The 15,023-nt window shown below is 71.0% G+C and carries 11 protein-coding genes, 2 rRNA genes and 1 pseudogene; 2 read left to right on the forward strand and 12 right to left on the reverse strand.

Translation table 11 applies throughout. From position 1 onward, the window contains the following. Nucleotides 1-98: 98 nt before the first annotated feature. From recN to ESG85_RS36065, 4 genes are all read right to left on the reverse strand, one after another. Nucleotides 99-1,841 carry a DNA repair protein RecN gene (gene recN / locus ESG85_RS20465; protein ID WP_128981332.1) on the reverse strand — a complete coding sequence of 581 codons (1,743 nt, stop codon included), beginning with the start codon at nt 1,839-1,841 and terminating at the stop codon, nt 99-101. A gap of 150 nt (nt 1,842-1,991) precedes the next feature. Next, on the reverse strand, nt 1,992-2,936 hold the full coding sequence (locus ESG85_RS20470; protein ID WP_128981334.1) for an NAD kinase: 945 nt from the start codon (nt 2,934-2,936) through the stop codon (nt 1,992-1,994). Then, nucleotides 2,933-3,748 carry a TlyA family RNA methyltransferase gene (locus ESG85_RS20475; protein WP_128981336.1) on the reverse strand — a complete coding sequence of 272 codons (816 nt, stop codon included), beginning with the start codon at nt 3,746-3,748 and terminating at the stop codon, nt 2,933-2,935. The genes ESG85_RS20470 and ESG85_RS20475 overlap by 4 nt, the downstream gene beginning before the upstream one ends. A 7-nt stretch (nt 3,749-3,755) precedes the next feature. After that, nucleotides 3,756-4,136, reverse strand: a complete 381-nt coding sequence (locus tag ESG85_RS36065) for a hypothetical protein (protein WP_246095189.1) — start codon at nt 4,134-4,136, stop codon at nt 3,756-3,758. Nucleotides 4,137-4,177: 41 nt separating this feature from the next. Here ESG85_RS36065 and ESG85_RS20485 point away from each other — a divergent pair, with 41 nt between their 5' ends. Beyond that, complete coding sequence (locus ESG85_RS20485; RefSeq protein WP_128981338.1) at nt 4,178-4,525, forward strand: SCP2 sterol-binding domain-containing protein; 348 nt, start codon at nt 4,178-4,180, stop codon at nt 4,523-4,525. Nucleotides 4,526-4,698: 173 nt separating this feature from the next. On the opposite strand, the gene ESG85_RS20490 is transcribed toward ESG85_RS20485, so the two are convergent. The 4 genes from ESG85_RS20490 to ESG85_RS20505 all read right to left on the reverse strand — a co-directional run bounded on the left by ESG85_RS20490 (nt 4,699) and on the right by ESG85_RS20505 (nt 8,827). After that, nucleotides 4,699-5,556, reverse strand: a complete 858-nt coding sequence (locus ESG85_RS20490; protein WP_128981350.1) for an ABC transporter ATP-binding protein — start codon at nt 5,554-5,556, stop codon at nt 4,699-4,701. A gap of 38 nt (nt 5,557-5,594) precedes the next feature. Further along, nucleotides 5,595-6,626, reverse strand: a complete 1,032-nt coding sequence (locus ESG85_RS20495) for a FecCD family ABC transporter permease (RefSeq protein ID WP_128981340.1) — start codon at nt 6,624-6,626, stop codon at nt 5,595-5,597. Next, the gene (locus tag ESG85_RS20500) at nt 6,623-7,678 is read right to left on the reverse strand and encodes an iron chelate uptake ABC transporter family permease subunit (protein WP_128981342.1); all 1,056 of its coding nucleotides are present in this window, start codon (nt 7,676-7,678) and stop codon (nt 6,623-6,625) included. Before ESG85_RS20500 ends, ESG85_RS20495 begins: the two co-directional genes overlap by 4 nt. Nucleotides 7,679-7,756: 78 nt before the next feature. Beyond that, nucleotides 7,757-8,827: an HAD hydrolase-like protein gene (locus ESG85_RS20505; protein WP_128981344.1), complete on the reverse strand. Its 1,071-nt coding sequence runs from the start codon at nt 8,825-8,827 to the stop codon at nt 7,757-7,759. Between the two features lie 86 nt (nt 8,828-8,913). Here ESG85_RS20505 and ESG85_RS20510 point away from each other — a divergent pair, with 86 nt between their 5' ends. Then, the gene (locus ESG85_RS20510; protein WP_128981346.1) at nt 8,914-10,200 is read left to right on the forward strand and encodes a DUF1015 domain-containing protein; all 1,287 of its coding nucleotides are present in this window, start codon (nt 8,914-8,916) and stop codon (nt 10,198-10,200) included. Between the two features lie 88 nt (nt 10,201-10,288). On the opposite strand, the gene ESG85_RS35495 is transcribed toward ESG85_RS20510, so the two are convergent. From ESG85_RS35495 to ESG85_RS20525, 4 genes and pseudogenes are all read right to left on the reverse strand, one after another. Further along, on the reverse strand, nt 10,289-11,059 hold the full coding sequence (locus ESG85_RS35495; RefSeq protein ID WP_219825202.1) for a tetratricopeptide repeat protein: 771 nt from the start codon (nt 11,057-11,059) through the stop codon (nt 10,289-10,291). A 480-nt stretch (nt 11,060-11,539) separates the two neighbouring features. Next, nucleotides 11,540-12,193 (reverse strand): annotated as a pseudogene (locus ESG85_RS36975) (tetratricopeptide repeat protein); the annotation flags it as partial. 137 nt (nt 12,194-12,330) lie between these two features. Continuing rightward, nucleotides 12,331-12,447 (reverse strand): 5S ribosomal RNA (gene rrf, locus ESG85_RS20520). Nucleotides 12,448-12,549: 102 nt separating this feature from the next. Further along, nucleotides 12,550-15,023, reverse strand: a 23S ribosomal RNA gene (locus ESG85_RS20525); the annotation flags it as partial.

Raw genomic sequence — 15,023 nt, forward strand, 5'->3', positions numbered from 1 at the left:
AGCCGCCCCCGCCAGGCCGGCGACCGCGCCGGTCAGACCCGCGACCGCGCCGGCCGGTCCCCCGGCCGACGCGCGCGGCGACTTCCCCGGCCTCGGCATCAGGCGTCCGCCCGGGCCGTCGCCAGGAGTTCCTCGGCATGGGCCCGCGCGGTCTCGGAGTCCTCCTGGCCGGCCAGCATCCGGGACAGCTCGCGCACCCGGTCCTCGCCTTCCAGGACGGTGACGCCGGAGCGGGTGACGGAGCCGTCGTGGGTCTTCTCCACCAGCAGCTGGCGGTCGGCGAAGGCCGCCACCTGCGGCAGGTGGGTGACGACGACGACCTGCGCGGTCCTGGCGAGCCTGGCGAGCCGGCGGCCGATCTCGACCGCCGCCTTGCCGCCGACGCCCGCGTCGACCTCGTCGAAGAGATAGGTCGGCACCGGGTCCGTACCGGCGAAGACGACCTCGACCGCGAGCATCACCCGGGACAGCTCACCACCGGACGCGCCCTTGGCGATGGGCCGCGGCGGGGCGCCCGGGTGCGGCGCGAGGAGCAGTTCGACCTCGTCGACGCCGGACGGCCCGTAGGCCACCCGGCGGCCGCCGACCTCGACGCCGTCCGGGTCCTCGGTCTGCCGGATCGCGAAGGACACCCGCGCGTGCGGCATGGCCAGCGAGGCCAGCTCGGCGGTGACGGCCTCGGCGAACCGGGCCGCCGCCTCCGTACGGGCGTCGGTCAGCCGCTGCGCCAGGGCCGCGAGCTCGTCGCTCAGCCGGTCCCGCTCGGCGGTCAGTTCCCCGATGCGCTCGTCGTCGCCGTCCAGCTCGGTGAGCCGGGCCGCGCTCTGCTCCGCCCACGCCAGCACGGCGGTGACGTCCTCGCCGTACTTGCGGGTCAGCTGGGTCAGCGCGGCGCGCCGCTCCTCGACGGCGGCGAGCCGCAGCGGGTCGGCGTCCAGATTGTCGGCGTAACCGGCCAGCTCACCGGCCACGTCGGCGAGCAGGATGGAGATCTCGCCCATCCGGTCGGCGAGCGCGGCGAGCGCCGGGTCGTGTGCCCGTACGGCCTCCAGGGCCCGCCCCGCGCCCGCGACGAGCGTCGTCGCGTCCACGGCCTCCGGGTCCTCGGGCTGCCCGGCGAGCGCGCCGTGCGCGAGGGCGGCGGCGGACGCGAGGGACTCGGCGTGGCCGAGCCGCTCCGCCTCCGCGGCCAGTTCGGCGTCCTCGCCCGCGCGCGGCGCGACGGCCTCGATCTCGGCGAGTCCGAAGCGCAGCAGGTCCGCCTCCTGGGCCCGTTCCCGGGCCCGGGTGGTGATCTCCTCGAGCTCGACGGCGACGGCCCGCAGCCGCCGGTACGCCTCGCCGTAGGCGGCGAGCGGCACGGCGACGGCGTCGCCGGCGTACCGGTCGAGCGCACCGCGCTGCCGGGCCGGTTTCAGCAGGCCCTGCTGGTCGGTCTGGCCGTGCACGGCGACGAGCTCGTCGGCGAGTTCGGCGAGCAGTCCGACCGGCACCGCACGTCCGCCGAGGTGGGCGCGGGAGCGGCCCTCCGCGGAGACGGTACGGCTGACCAGCAGCGCACCGTCGTCGAGTTCGGCACCCGCCTCCTCGGCGCGCGCGGCGGCCGACGCGCCCGGGGGCAGCGTGATGCGCCCCTCGACCACGGCGGAGCCCGCCCCGATCCGCACCAGGGCCGGGTCGGCCCGGCCGCCGAGCAGCAGCCCGAGGCTGGTGACGACCATGGTCTTGCCCGCACCGGTCTCGCCGGTCACCGCGGTGAAACCGGGCGACAGCTCGACGACGGCGTCGTCGATGACACCCAGCGACCGTATCCGCATCTCCTCCAGCACGCCCCAGACCATACGAGGTTTTCGCCGCCGGGTGCCACGCCGCCCCCCTTCGGGGGCGATTTCGCCGCCCGGCCGGACGGCACGTGCCTTTCCCGGCGCTGCCTCGTTGACCCGGGGAGCCCGGTCGCCCCGGGCCGCCGGCCCGGCCGCCCGGGGCGGGTGTCAGCGCGGCGCCCCGCGCCACCCCGACACCGGCAGGGCGAACTTCGCCACCAGGCGGTCGGTGAACGAGGCGTGGTGCAGCCGGGCGAGGCGGACCGGGACGGCGCCGCGGCGCACCTCGACCCGGGCGCCGGCGGGCAGCTCCACCGTGCGACGGCCGTCGCACCACAGCACGCCGTTCGGGGTGTGCGGTTCGACCTCGACCGCGAGCACCGACTGCGGCGTGGTGACCAGCGGCTTCGCGAACAGCGCGTGCGCCCCGATCGGCACCATGAGCAGCGCCTCCACCTCGGGCCAGATCACCGGGCCGCCCGCGGAGAACGCGTACGCCGTCGAGCCGGTCGGCGTCGCGCAGATCACGCCGTCGCAGCCGAAGCCGGTCACCGGCCGGCCGTCGATCGCGAGGACGACCTCCAGCATCCGCTCCGGGGACACCTTCTGGACGGCGGCCTCGTTGAGCGCCCAGTCCCGGTGCAGGACGTCGCCGTTCTGGTAGACGGTGACGTCGAGGGTCATGCGCTCCTCGACCTCGTACGCCCTGGTCACGACCCGGTCGACGACCTTGTCGAGGTCGTCGCGCTCGGCCTCGGCGAGGAAGCCGACCCGGCCCAGGTTGACGCCGAGCATCGGCACGCCGGAGGCGCGGGAGAACTCGGAGCCGCGCAGCAGGGTGCCGTCACCGCCGAGGACGACGAGGAGTTCGCAGCCGTCGAGCGCGTCGGAGCAGGCCTCCGGCACCTTCTCGACGGCCGGCGGCAGCGGCAGGTCGGCCGCCTCCGCCTCGAGGACGCGCACCCCGATGCCGCTGCGCAGCAGCCCGAGGACGACGAGTTCGGCGCTGCGCACGGCGGCCGGCCGGCCGGTGTGCGCGAGCAGGAAGACAGTGCGGTTGCTCGCGTGGGTCGTGCTGTTGCTTGCGTGGGTCGTGCTCGAACCAGTGCTCAACGAGGTCCTTCCGCCACGGCGCGGTCGACTTCCGCAGGATCAAGTGCGGGCGCCCCGGCCCGCAGCCACAGAAAGTACTCGACGTTGCCTGACGGGCCGGGCAGCGGGCTCGCGGTGACCCCGAGGACACCGAGCCCCAGCTCGCCCGCCCGGCGGGCCACGTTCGTGACGGCGTCGGCGCGGAGTTCGGCGCTCCGCACCACTCCGCCGGAGCCGAGCCGCTCCTTGCCGACCTCGAACTGCGGCTTGACCATGAGCACCAGGTCCGCGTCCGGCGCGGTGCAGGCGACGAGGGCGGGCAGCACGAGACCGAGCGGGATGAAGGAGAGGTCGCCGACGACGAGGTCGACGGGGATGCCGTCGATGGAGTCGAGGGTCATCTCGCGGACGTTCGTCCGGTCCTTGACGGTGACCCGCTCGTCGCTCTGCAGCGACCAGGCGAGCTGCCCGTAGCCGACGTCGACGGCGACGACATGGGCGGCGCCGGCGCGCAGCAGGACGTCGGTGAAGCCGCCGGTGGACGCGCCCGCGTCGAGCGCGCGCCGGCCCTCGACGCGCAGGCCCTGCGGCACGAACGCCGCGAACGCGCCGGCCAGCTTGTGGCCGCCGCGCGAGACGTAGTCGGGGTCGGCGTCGTCCTGGGCGACGACGATGGCCGCCGCGGTCTCGACCTGGGTGGCGGGCTTGGTGGCGACGGTCTTGCCGACGGTCACCCGGCCCGCGGCGATCAGCTGGCTGGCGTGCTCGCGCGAGCGCGCGAGCTTGCGCCGTACCAGCTCGGCGTCCAGACGGCGGCGTGCCGGTCCTGCCACGTTCGGTTCAGCTCCTGTTGTCGTACGGACGGGGTGCGGCGGGCTGCGGGGCGTCGAGCGCGGTCAGCTCGGCCCGCAGTCCACGGTGTACATCCTCGTACACGTCGAGGTGTCCGTCCGCCGTGAGGTGGTCGGCGTCGCCGAGCCGGTCCAGGAGCGCGTCGACGGCCGGCCGGCCGGTGGGCGTGCGGACGACGCCGAGCGGGGCGGGCCCGGCCTCGTCGAGGGCCGCGCCGTCGCCGGTGCCGGGGTCCGTGCCGTCACCGGTGCCGAGGCCCGCGCCGTCGCCGGTGACGCCGTCGCCGGATCCGGTGCCGTCCGGCAGGTGGTGCGGGGCCTCCTCGTCGGGGGCGGCCGGGTCGTGACCTGCCCGATGCGCGTCGTTCATGCCCCGACGCTACCGCGAAGCGCTGGGGTACGGTCGGTCCGATGGCAACGATCACGGAGTGCCGTGCGGCACTCGACCGACTCTCGGACAACCTGGCCCGCGCGGACGGCGAGGTGCGCGGCGCGGCGGCGTTCGACCGCACCCTGAGCTGCCACGTCACGGACCTGGACACCACGTTCACGGGCCGGCTGGCCGACGGACGCATCCAGGTCGAGTCCACGCTGGCGGGCCCGCCCGTGCAGAAGGCCCAGATCCGGCTGCGGATGACGGGCGACGACCTGGTGTCGATGGTCGACGGCGAGCTGAACTTCGCCAAGGCCTGGGCCTCGGGCCGCGTCGGTCTGGAGGCCGGCTTCCGCGACCTGCTGCGGCTGCGTTCGCTGCTGTAGCGGGGCGGGCGGCACCCGCCCCCTCAGACCGGCCTCAGGCTGGTACCGGCCCCACCAGGCCGGTGCCGGTGCCCTGAGGTCGGGGCGACACTCTCAGACTTCTGCCGTCGCCCTCAGACTCCTGCCGACGCCCTCAGGCTCCTGCCGCCGCCCTCGCCCCCCTGTCGAAGCCCTCAGGCTCCTGCCGTCACTCGGTTCGCGCGGGCCTTGCGGCCCGCCGGGACGACCAGCGGGGTGCCCGTCTCCGGGTCCTCGATGACCTGGCAGCGCAGTCCGAAGACCCGCTCGACCAGCTCCGCGGTGACCACCTCGCCGGGCGGGCCCTCGGCGACGACCTCGCCGCCGCGGCAGGCGATCAGGTGGGTGGCGTACCGGGCCGCGTGGTTGAGGTCGTGGAGCACGGCGACCAGCGTGCGGCCCTGCGTCTCGTGGAGTTCGGCGCACAGGTCGAGGACGTCGATCTGGTGCTGGATGTCGAGGAAGGTGGTCGGCTCGTCGAGGAGCAGCAGCGGCGTCTGCTGGGCGAGGGCCATCGCGATCCAGACCCGCTGGCGCTGTCCGCCGGACAGCTCGTCGACGTACCGGTCGGCCAGCTCGGCGACGCCGGTCGAGGCCATCGACTCCTGCACGATCCGCTCGTCCTCGGCGGACCACTGGCGCAGCAGGCCCTGGTGCGGGTAGCGGCCGCGGGCGACGAGGTCGGCGACGGTGATGCCGTCGGGCGCGACGGAGGACTGCGGGAGGAGACCCAGCGTCTTCGCGACCTTCTTGGCGGGCATCGAGTGGATCGCCTGCCCGTCGAGCAGCACCCGGCCCTCGGTCGGCTTGAGCATCCGGGACAGGGCGCGCAGCAGCGTCGACTTGCCGCAGGCGTTGGGGCCGACGATGACCGTGAAGGAGTTGTCGGGGATGGCGACGCTCAGGTCGCGGGCGATGACCCGCTGGTCGTAGGCGAGCGTGACGGACTCGGCGCTGAGCCGCTGCGTCGGCTGCCCGGCCTGCTGCCGGCCGTCCTGCTGCTGCCCGTTCATACCCTGGCTCCTGATGGTGTCGTTCGTGTGCGCGGTGGTCATATGCGGCCCGCCTTCCGTTCGCTGACGAGCAGCCACAGCAGGTAGCAGCCGCCGAGGACGCCGGTGACGACGCCGACCGGCAGCCGGCGCTCGCCGAAGGCGTTGGTGGCGGTCCAGTCGGCGACGAGCAGCAGGGCCGTGCCCAGGAACGCGGACGCGGCCAGGTTCGGGCCGGGCGAGCGGGTGAGCCGGCGGGCCAGCTGGGGCGCGCTCAGCGAGACGAAGACGATGGGGCCGGCGGCGGCGGTGGCGACGGCCACGAGCAGCACGGCGGAGGCCATGAGGACGATCCGGGTCCGCTCGACCTTCACGCCGAGGGCGTACGCGGCGTCGTCGCCCATCTCCAGCATGCGCAGCGCCCGGCCGTGCCCGAGGACCACCGGCAGCAGCACGCAGCTGACGGCGAACAGCGGCCAGAACTGCTCCCAGTCGCGGCCCTCCAGCGAGCCGGTCATCCACACCACGGCGCGGGTCGCGTCGACGAGCTGCGCCTTGGTGATGAGGTAGTGGATGACGGCGGTCAGCATGGCGGCGGCACCGATGCCGACGAGCACCAGCCGGTAGCCGTGCACGCCGCGCTTCCAGGCGAGCAGGTAGATGACGGTGGCGGTGACGAGCCCGCCGACGACGGCGCCCGCGGCGGCGGCCGCCGCGCTGCCCTGGAAGAGGACGATGACGACGAGTGCCCCGACCGTGGAGCCCTGGCCGAAGCCGATGACGTCGGGGCTGCCGAGCGGGTTGCGGGAGATCGACTGGAAGACGGCGCCGCCGACGCCCAGTGCGGCGCCGACGAACACGGCGACGAGCACACGGGGCAGCCGCAGCTCCATGACGGCGAACTCCTGCACGGGCGTGCCGTCGCCGAGGAGGGTGGCGACGACGTCGCCGGGCGCGATCGGGAAGTCGCCGCTGCCGATGAGGACGACCGCGAAGGCCAGGGCGAGCACCACCAGGCCGAGGACGGAGAACAGGGCGCGCGGCTCGTAGCGCAGGGAGAGCCCGCCGGCCCGCAGGGTCTTGGTGCTCACAGCGTGGCCATCCTCTTGCGGCGGACGAGACGGATGAAGACGGGCCCGCCGACGAGGGCCGTGACGATGCCGACCTGGAGTTCGGCGGGGCGGACCACGACGCGGCCGATGACGTCGGAGCCGAGCAGGAGGACGGGCGAGAGCACCGCCGCGTACGGCAGGATCCAGCGCATGTCGGGGCCGGTGATCGACCGCACCATGTACGGGACCATCAGGCCGACGAAGACGATCGGTCCGCAGGCGGCGGTCGCGGCGCCGCACATCAGGGTCACCGACAGCATGGCGGTGACCCTGGTCCGGTTCAGGTGGGCGCCGAGCGCCCGAGCGGTGTCGTCGCCCATCTCCATGGCGTTGAGCGGCCGGGCGATCAGCAGGGCGAGGACGGTGCCGAGGAGGATGAACGGCGCGACCCGGCGGACGGTGTCCATGTTGGCGTCGGCGAGCGAGCCGACGGTCCAGAAGCGCAGCCGGTCCAGGGCGGCGGAGTCGAGCAGCTGTACGGCGTTGACGTAGCCGTACAGGGCGGCGGTGGCCGCGGTGCCGGCCAGCGCGAGCCGCACGGGGGTGGCGCTGCGGCTGCCGCCGAGCACGTACACGACGACCGAGACGACGGCCGCGCCGACGAAGGCGAACCACACGTAGGAGGAGGCCTCCGTGACTCCGAGGAAGGCGATCGCGGACACCACCGCGGCGGCGGCGCCGGCGTTGACGCCGAGCAGACCGGGCTCGGCGAGCGGGTTGCGGGTGAGTCCCTGCATGACGGCGCCGGACAGGCCGAGGGCCAGACCGACGAGCAGACCGAGGAGGGTGCGGGGGATGCGGACGTCGTGGATGACGACGTCGTTGCGGATGCCGCTGTTGTGGAAGACGCCGTGCCAGACGTCGTCGAGCGGCACCGGCTTGGCACCGATCATGATGCTCAGGACGCAGATCAGCAGCAGGACACCGACGGCGACGGCCAGCCCGACGGCACGCAGCGAATTCCGGCGCCTCGGTTTCTGGACAGGGCCGTCCGGCTCCGCGCTCGCACGGGAGGGACTCTCGACCAACACGAGGTTAGGTTAGCCTACCCTCCAATTCACGATCGCTCCCCTGTGCGAAACGAGGAGCCGACGGCCCCGCGTGGTCCCCTACACCGGTCCCAGCCGCTCCAGCGCCTTCCCGGCGTCCAGGCCGCACGCGCCGGCCCCCGCGTCCGTCCAGGCCGCCGCGCACAGCGCCCGTACGCCGTCCAGCGGATCCAGCTCCGGCGCCGCACCCGGCTCACCGTCCAGCAGGAGGGCGCCCCCGCTCACCGACGCCGTCCAGCCTCCGCACCGGAACGTGCCGTCCGCGCCCGCGGCCACCTCCGGCTGGGCCACCAGCAGCCCGCGCAGGTCCCCGGCCACGTACGTCGGCCGGTGCTCCGGGACCGCCGCGAGGAGCCGCGGCACGTCGGTCACCCCGGTCAGGACCAGCAGCGAGTCCACGCCGCCGTTGAACGCGCCCTCGATGTCCGTGTCCAGCCGGTCGCCGACCACCAGCGGCCGCCGGGCCCCGGTCCGCAGCACCGTCTCCCGGTGCATCGGCGGCAACGGCTTGCCCGCCACCTTCGGCTCGGCGCCCGTCGCGATCCGCACGACCTCCACCGCCGCCCCGTTGCCCGGCCCGATGCCCCGCACGCCGGGAATCGTCAGGTCCGTGTTCGACGCGTACCAGGGCAGCCCCCGCCCCACCGCGTAACTCGCCTCGGCGAACCGTCCCCACGGCAGATCGGGCCCGCCGTACCCCTGCACCACCGCCACCGGGTCGTCGTCCGCCGACTCCACCGGCACCAGGCCCCGCTCGCGCAGCGCCACCCGCAGCCCCTCGCCGCCGATCAGCAGGACCCGCGAACCCGGAGGCACCTCGTCCGCGATCAGCCGGGCCACCGCCTGCGCCGAGGTGATCACGTCCCCCGGCTCCGCCGGCACCCCGAGCTCGGTCAGATGCGCGGCCACCGCGTCCGGCGTCCGCAGCGCGTTGTTGGTGACGTACGCGAGGTGCATGCCGCCGGCCCGGGCCGCGCCGAGCGCCTCGACCGCGTACGGGATCGCGTTCCCACCCGCGTAGTACACGACGCCGTCCAGGTCGAGCAGCGCCGTGTCGTACGCCTCGCTCAGCGCGCGCGCACTCCCGTCCGGCCGGTTCCTGCCCTGCCGCCCCTGGCCGAATCCCGTCATCCCATGTACTCCTCACGTTCCGGCAGGTGAAAATGCCCCGCTCCCCTGATCATCGCTCATGACTGCCAGCCACATAGGATGACGAGATGAACACCTCAGGTCACGCGGCCGACGACGTCCGCGCCCCCGGTCTCCGCCTGAAGCCGTTCCGGGGCATCAGATACGTCCCCGAACGGGTCGGCAGTCTGGCCGCCGTGACCTCACCGCCGTACGACGTCGTCGTCCGGCCCGACGGACTGCACCACCTCGAGTCCGCCGACCCCCACAACATCGTCCGGCTGATCCTCCCGCAGGCCGTCACCGCCGGCACCCGTCACCGCAAGGCCGCCGTCACCCTCGACCGCTGGCTCGCCGACGGCATCCTCGCCCCGGACCCCGAGCCCGCCCTCTACGTGTACGAGCAGCGCGGCGACGGCATCCTGCAGCGCGGCCTCATCGGCGCACTCGAACTCTCCACGCCGGCCGAGGGCATCGTCCTCCCCCACGAGGACGTCATGCCACACGTCGTCGAGGACCGCGCCGACCTCATGCGCACCACCGCCGCCAACCTGGAGCCGCTGCTCCTCACCTACCGCGGCGAGGGCGACGGCGCGGGCACCGTCATCGACCGGGCCGTCGAGCGCGAACCGCTGCTGTCCACGACCACCGAGGACGGCTTCCACCACCGCCTGTGGTCCGTCACCGACCCGGCCGACCTCGCCGCCGCCGCCACCGAGCTCGGCCGCCACCAGGCCCTCATCGCCGACGGCCACCACCGCTGGGCCACCTACCTCCGGCTCCGCGAGGAGCACACCGCGCCCGGCCCGTGGAACCACGGCCTGGTGCTGCTCATCGACACCGCCCGCTACCCGCTGCGGGTCCGCGCCATCCACCGCCTCCTCAACCGGCTCCCGGTCGCCGACGCGCTCGCCGCCCTCGGCGACAGCTTCCGCGTGACCCGCGTCGACGGCCCGCTGTCCGCCGCACAGGAAGCCCTGGCCGGCGCCACCGCCGAAGGAAACGCCTTCCTGCTCGCCGGGGACGGCACCTTTCACCTGCTCGACCGGCCCGACCCGGAGCTGCTCGCCCGCACGGTCCGCACGGACCGCCCCGAGGCCTGGCGCACCCTCGACGCGACCGTCCTGCACTCGACGCTCCTCGACCACGTGTGGCGCATCCCGGACGCCCCCGAGGACATCTCCTACATCCACGACACCGAGGCCGCCGTCGCCCAGGCCGAACGCCGCGGCGGTACGGCGGTCCTCATGCACCCGGTCAAGGAGGAGGTCGTACGGGACCTGGCCCGCCAGGGCGTCACCATGCCCCGCAAGTCGACCTCCTTCGGCCCGAAGCCGGCGACCGGCCTGGTGCTGAGGAGCCTGGCGCTCGACTGACCGCGGCCCGCCGGGCGGCCGCGGAAACGACGAAGGGCGGCACCCCGGCAGGGGTGCCGCCCTTCGTGTCGTACCGCAGGCGTCGGCGTCAGCTCTCGTCGCCGTCGCGGGGCTCGCTCCGCTGCTCGCCCTCGCCGTCCGTCTCGCCGTCCGCCTCAGCGGGCTCCTGCGAGCCGGCGGCCTCGTCGGCGACGTCGGTGTCGTCGTCGGAGTCGGCGTCGGAGTCGTCGAACGCGTCGACGAACTCGACGCCGTCCAGCTCGGCGAGCCGGTCGGAGGCGTCCGTCGAACCGTCCTTGTCGGCTTCCAGCGCCTTCGCGAACCACTCGCGCGCCTCGCCCTCGCGCCCGGCCGCCAGTAGCGCGTCCGCGTACGCGTACCGCAGCCGCGCGGTCCACGGGTGGTTGGCGTTCGACGCCAGCTCGGGGCTCTGCAGGGTCACGATGGCGGCGTCCAGCTGCCCCATGTCCCGGCGGGCGCCTGCGGCCACGAGCCGCATCTCGACCTGCCCGGCCTTGTCCAGCTTCTGCACCTCGGGCTCACCGGCCATGGCGAGGGCACGCTCGGGCCGGCCGAGACCGCGCTCGCAGTCGGCCATGACGGGCCACAGCTCGACGGTGCCGGTCATCCGACGCGCCGCCCGGAACTCGGCCAGCGCCTCGGAGTACTTCTGGGTCGCGTACGCGGCGAAGCCGGCCGCCTCGCGGACGGCGGCGACGCGGGACGCGAGCCGCAGGGCGATACGCGAGTACTCGTACGCCTTCTCCGGCTCCTCGTCGATCAGCTGGGCGACCATGACGAGGTTACGGGCGACGTCGTCGGCCAGCCCCTTGGGCAGGCTCATCAGCTCCTGCCGCACGTCCGGGTCGATCTCCTCACCGGTGACCTCCGGCGGGATCGGCAGCCGCTTGATGGGCGCCCGGTCGCCACCGCGGCGCTCGCCGCCGCGGTCGCCCCGGTCGTCACGGCGCCCGTAGCCACCCCGGTCGTCCCGACGCGGCCCACGCCCACGGTCGTCCCGCCGGTCGTCACGGCCACGGAACCCACCGCCACCCCGGCGGTCGTCCTCACGACGCGGCCCGCGGGGCCGCTCGTCACGGCGGTCGTCACGGCGGTCGTCGCGACGGTCATCGCTGCGGTAGGACGGACGCTCATCGCGACGGAAGGACGGACGCTCGTCACGACGGTCGTCGCGGCGGAACGAGGGACGGTCGTCGCGACCGCGGTAGCCGCCGCCACCGCCGCCACGGTTGTCGTCACGACGGTCGTCGCTGCGGTAGGAGGGACGCTCATCGCGACGGAAGGACGGACGCTCGTCACGACGGTCGTCACGACGGAACGAGGGACGGTCGTCGCGACGGTCGTCACGGCGGAAGGACGGGCGGTCGTCGCGGCCTCGGTAACCGCCGCCGCCACCGCCACGGTTGTCATCGCGCCGGTCGTCACGACGGAACGAAGGACGGTCGTCACGACGGTCATCGCGGCGCTCGTCACGACGGTCGTCACGACGGAATGAGGGACGGTCGTCGCGACGGTCGTCACGGCGGAAGGACGGACGGTCGTCCCGGCCGCGGTAGCCGCCACCACCGCCACGGTTGTCATCGCGCCGGTCGTCGCGGCGGTCATCGCCCCGGTAGGACGGACGGTCGTCACGACGGAAGGACGGACGGTCGTCGCGGTTGTCGTCGCGGCGGAACGAGGGACGGTCGTCGCGGCCGCGGTAGCCGCCGCCACCACCGCCACGGTTGTCGTCACGGCGGTCGTCACGACGGAACGAAGGACGGTCGTCGCGGCGGTCGTCACGACGGAACGAAGGACGGTCGTCGCGACGGTCGTCGCGGCGGAAGGACGGGCGGTCGTCGCGGCCTCGGTAACCGCCGCCGCCACCGCCACGGTTGTCGTCACGACGCGGCCCACGGAAGCCGCCCCGCTCGCCACCGTCCCGGCGACGCGGCTCGCGCTCCGGACGGTCGTCGGGTGAGTTGGTGGACATCGACGTGACTCCTGTCTTCGGGTACTGCAGTCATTCTCGCGCAGCCGGCACCGCACCGCGCTTTCAGAAAATTCAGAGGAAAACAAAAAGGACCCGTGGTCCCAGCTGAACGCTGGGACCACGGGTCCTGAAAGATTGTTCGGCGGTGTCCTACTCTCCCACAGGGTCCCCCCTGCAGTACCATCGGCGCTGAAAGGCTTAGCTTCCGGGTTCGGAATGTAACCGGGCGTTTCCCTAACGCTATGACCACCGAAACCCTATCGGTTTCGAGCGAACAAGCACACTCTGTAGTTGTGTTCTGCTCAAACCAGCAACTGTTCGTTGCTTCAGAACTAACACAGTGGACGCGAGCAACTGAGGACAAGCCCTCGGCCTATTAGTACCGGTCAGCTCCACCCATTACTGGGCTTCCACATCCGGCCTATCAACCCAGTCGTCTACTGGGAGCCTTACCCTCTCAAGGAGGTGGGAATACTCATCTCGAAGCAGGCTTCCCGCTTAGATGCTTTCAGCGGTTATCCCTCCCGAACGTAGCCAACCAGCCATGCCCTTGGCAGGACAACTGGCACACCAGAGGTTCGTCCGTCCCGGTCCTCTCGTACTAGGGACAGCCCTTCTCAATATTCCTACGCGCACAGAGGATAGGGACCGAACTGTCTCACGACGTTCTAAACCCAGCTCGCGTACCGCTTTAATGGGCGAACAGCCCAACCCTTGGGACCGACTCCAGCCCCAGGATGCGACGAGCCGACATCGAGGTGCCAAACCATCCCGTCGATATGGACTCTTGGGGAAGATCAGCCTGTTATCCCCGGGGTACCTTTTATCCGTTGAGCGACGGCGCTTCCACAAGCCACCGCCGGATCACTAGTCCCGACTTTCGTCCCTGCTCGACCCGTCGGTCTCACAGTCAAGCTCCCTTGTGCACTTACACTCAACACCTGATTGCCAACCAGGCTGAGGGAACCTTTGGGCGCCTCCGTTACCCTTTGGGAGGCAACCGCCCCAGTTAAACTACCCATCAGACACTGTCCCTGATCCGGATCACGGACCGAGGTTAGACATCCAGCACGACCAGAGTGGTATTTCAACGACGACTCCACAACCACTGGCGTGGCCGCTTCACAGTCTCCCACCTATCCTACACAAGCCGAACCGAACACCAATATCAAACTGTAGTAAAGGTCCCGGGGTCTTTCCGTCCTTCTGCGCGAAACGAGCATCTTTACTCGTAGTGCAATTTCACCGGGCCTATGGTTGAGACAGTCGAGAAGTCGTTACGCCATTCGTGCAGGTCGGAACTTACCCGACAAGGAATTTCGCTACCTTAGGATGGTTATAGTTACCACCGCCGTTTACTGGCGCTTAAGTTCTCAGCTTCGCAACCCCGAAAGGTCACTAACCGGTCCCCTTAACGTTCCAGCACCGGGCAGGCGTCAGTCCGTATACATCGCCTTACGGCTTCGCACGGACCTGTGTTTTTAGTAAACAGTCGCTTCTCGCTGGTCTCTGCGGCCACCCCCAGCTCAGACAGCAAGTGTCATCACCAGTGATGGCCCCCCTTCTCCCGAAGTTACGGGGGCATTTTGCCGAGTTCCTTAACCATAGTTCACCCGAACGCCTCGGTATTCTCTACCTGACCACCTGAGTCGGTTTAGGGTACGGGCCGCCATGAAACTCGCTAGAGGCTTTTCTCGACAGCATAGGATCATCCACTTCACCACAATCGGCTCGGCATCAGGTCTCAGACTATGTGCACGACGGATTTGCCTACCGTGCGTCCTACACCCTTACCCCGGGACAACCACCGCCCGGGCTGGACTACCTTCCTGCGTCACCCCATCGCTTACCTACTACCACCTTGGGTCAGCGGCTCCACCACTCCCCTTCACCCGAAGGATCCAGGGCGGCTTCACGGCCTTAGCATTAATGGGCTCGATATTGGGCGTTTCAAAGCGGGTACCGGAATATCAACCGGTTGTCCATCGACTACGCCTGTCGGCCTCGCCTTAGGTCCCGACTTACCCTGGGCAGATCAGCTTGACCCAGGAACCCTTAGTCAATCGGCGCACACGTTTCTCACGTGTGTATCGCTACTCATGCCTGCATTCTCACTCGTGAACCGTCCACAACTCGCTTCCGCGGCTGCTTCACCCGGCACACGACGCTCCCCTACCCATCACAGCAGGCGTTGGCCCTATATGCTGCAATGACACGACTTCGGCGGTACGCTTGAGCCCCGCTACATTGTCGGCGCGGAATCACTTGACCAGTGAGCTATTACGCACTCTTTCAAGGGTGGCTGCTTCTAAGCCAACCTCCTGGTTGTCTCTGCGACTCCACATCCTTTCCCACTTAGCGTACGCTTAGGGGCCTTAGTCGATGCTCTGGGCTGTTTCCCTCTCGACCATGGAGCTTATCCCCCACAGTCTCACTGCCGTGCTCTCACTTACCGGCATTCGGAGTTTGGCTAAGGTCAGTAACCCGGTAGGGCCCATCGCCTATCCAGTGCTCTACCTCCGGCAAGAAACACACGACGCTGCACCTAAATGCATTTCGGGGAGAACCAGCTATCACGGAGTTTGATTGGCCTTTCACCCCTAACCACAGGTCATCCCCCAGGTTTTCAACCCTGGTGGGTTCGGTCCTCCACGAAGTCTTACCTCCGCTTCAACCTGCCCATGGCTAGATCACTCCGCTTCGGGTCTTGAGCGTGCTACTCAACCGCCCTATTCGGACTCGCTTTCGCTACGGCTTCCCCACACGGGTTAACCTCGCAACACACCGCAAACTCGCAGGCTCATTCTTCAAAAGGCACGCAGTCACGAGA

It is taken from the genome of Streptomyces roseicoloratus (assembly GCF_004117935.1).
Lineage (GTDB): Bacteria > Actinomycetota > Actinomycetes > Streptomycetales > Streptomycetaceae > Streptomyces > Streptomyces roseicoloratus.

Excerpts from the sequence above, each read along its gene's own strand:
- ESG85_RS20485 (WP_128981338.1), top strand. The coding sequence starts at position 4,178 with ATGGCAACGATCACGGAGTGCCGTGCGGCACTCGACCGACTCTCGGAC.
- ESG85_RS20505 (WP_128981344.1), bottom strand. The coding sequence starts at position 8,827 with ATGACGGGATTCGGCCAGGGGCGGCAGGGCAGGAACCGGCCGGACGGG.
- recN (WP_128981332.1), bottom strand. The coding sequence starts at position 1,841 with ATGGTCTGGGGCGTGCTGGAGGAGATGCGGATACGGTCGCTGGGTGTC.
- ESG85_RS20490 (WP_128981350.1), bottom strand. The coding sequence starts at position 5,556 with ATGAACGGGCAGCAGCAGGACGGCCGGCAGCAGGCCGGGCAGCCGACG.
- ESG85_RS36065 (WP_246095189.1), bottom strand. The coding sequence starts at position 4,136 with ATGAACGACGCGCATCGGGCAGGTCACGACCCGGCCGCCCCCGACGAG.
- ESG85_RS20510 (WP_128981346.1), top strand. The coding sequence starts at position 8,914 with ATGAACACCTCAGGTCACGCGGCCGACGACGTCCGCGCCCCCGGTCTC.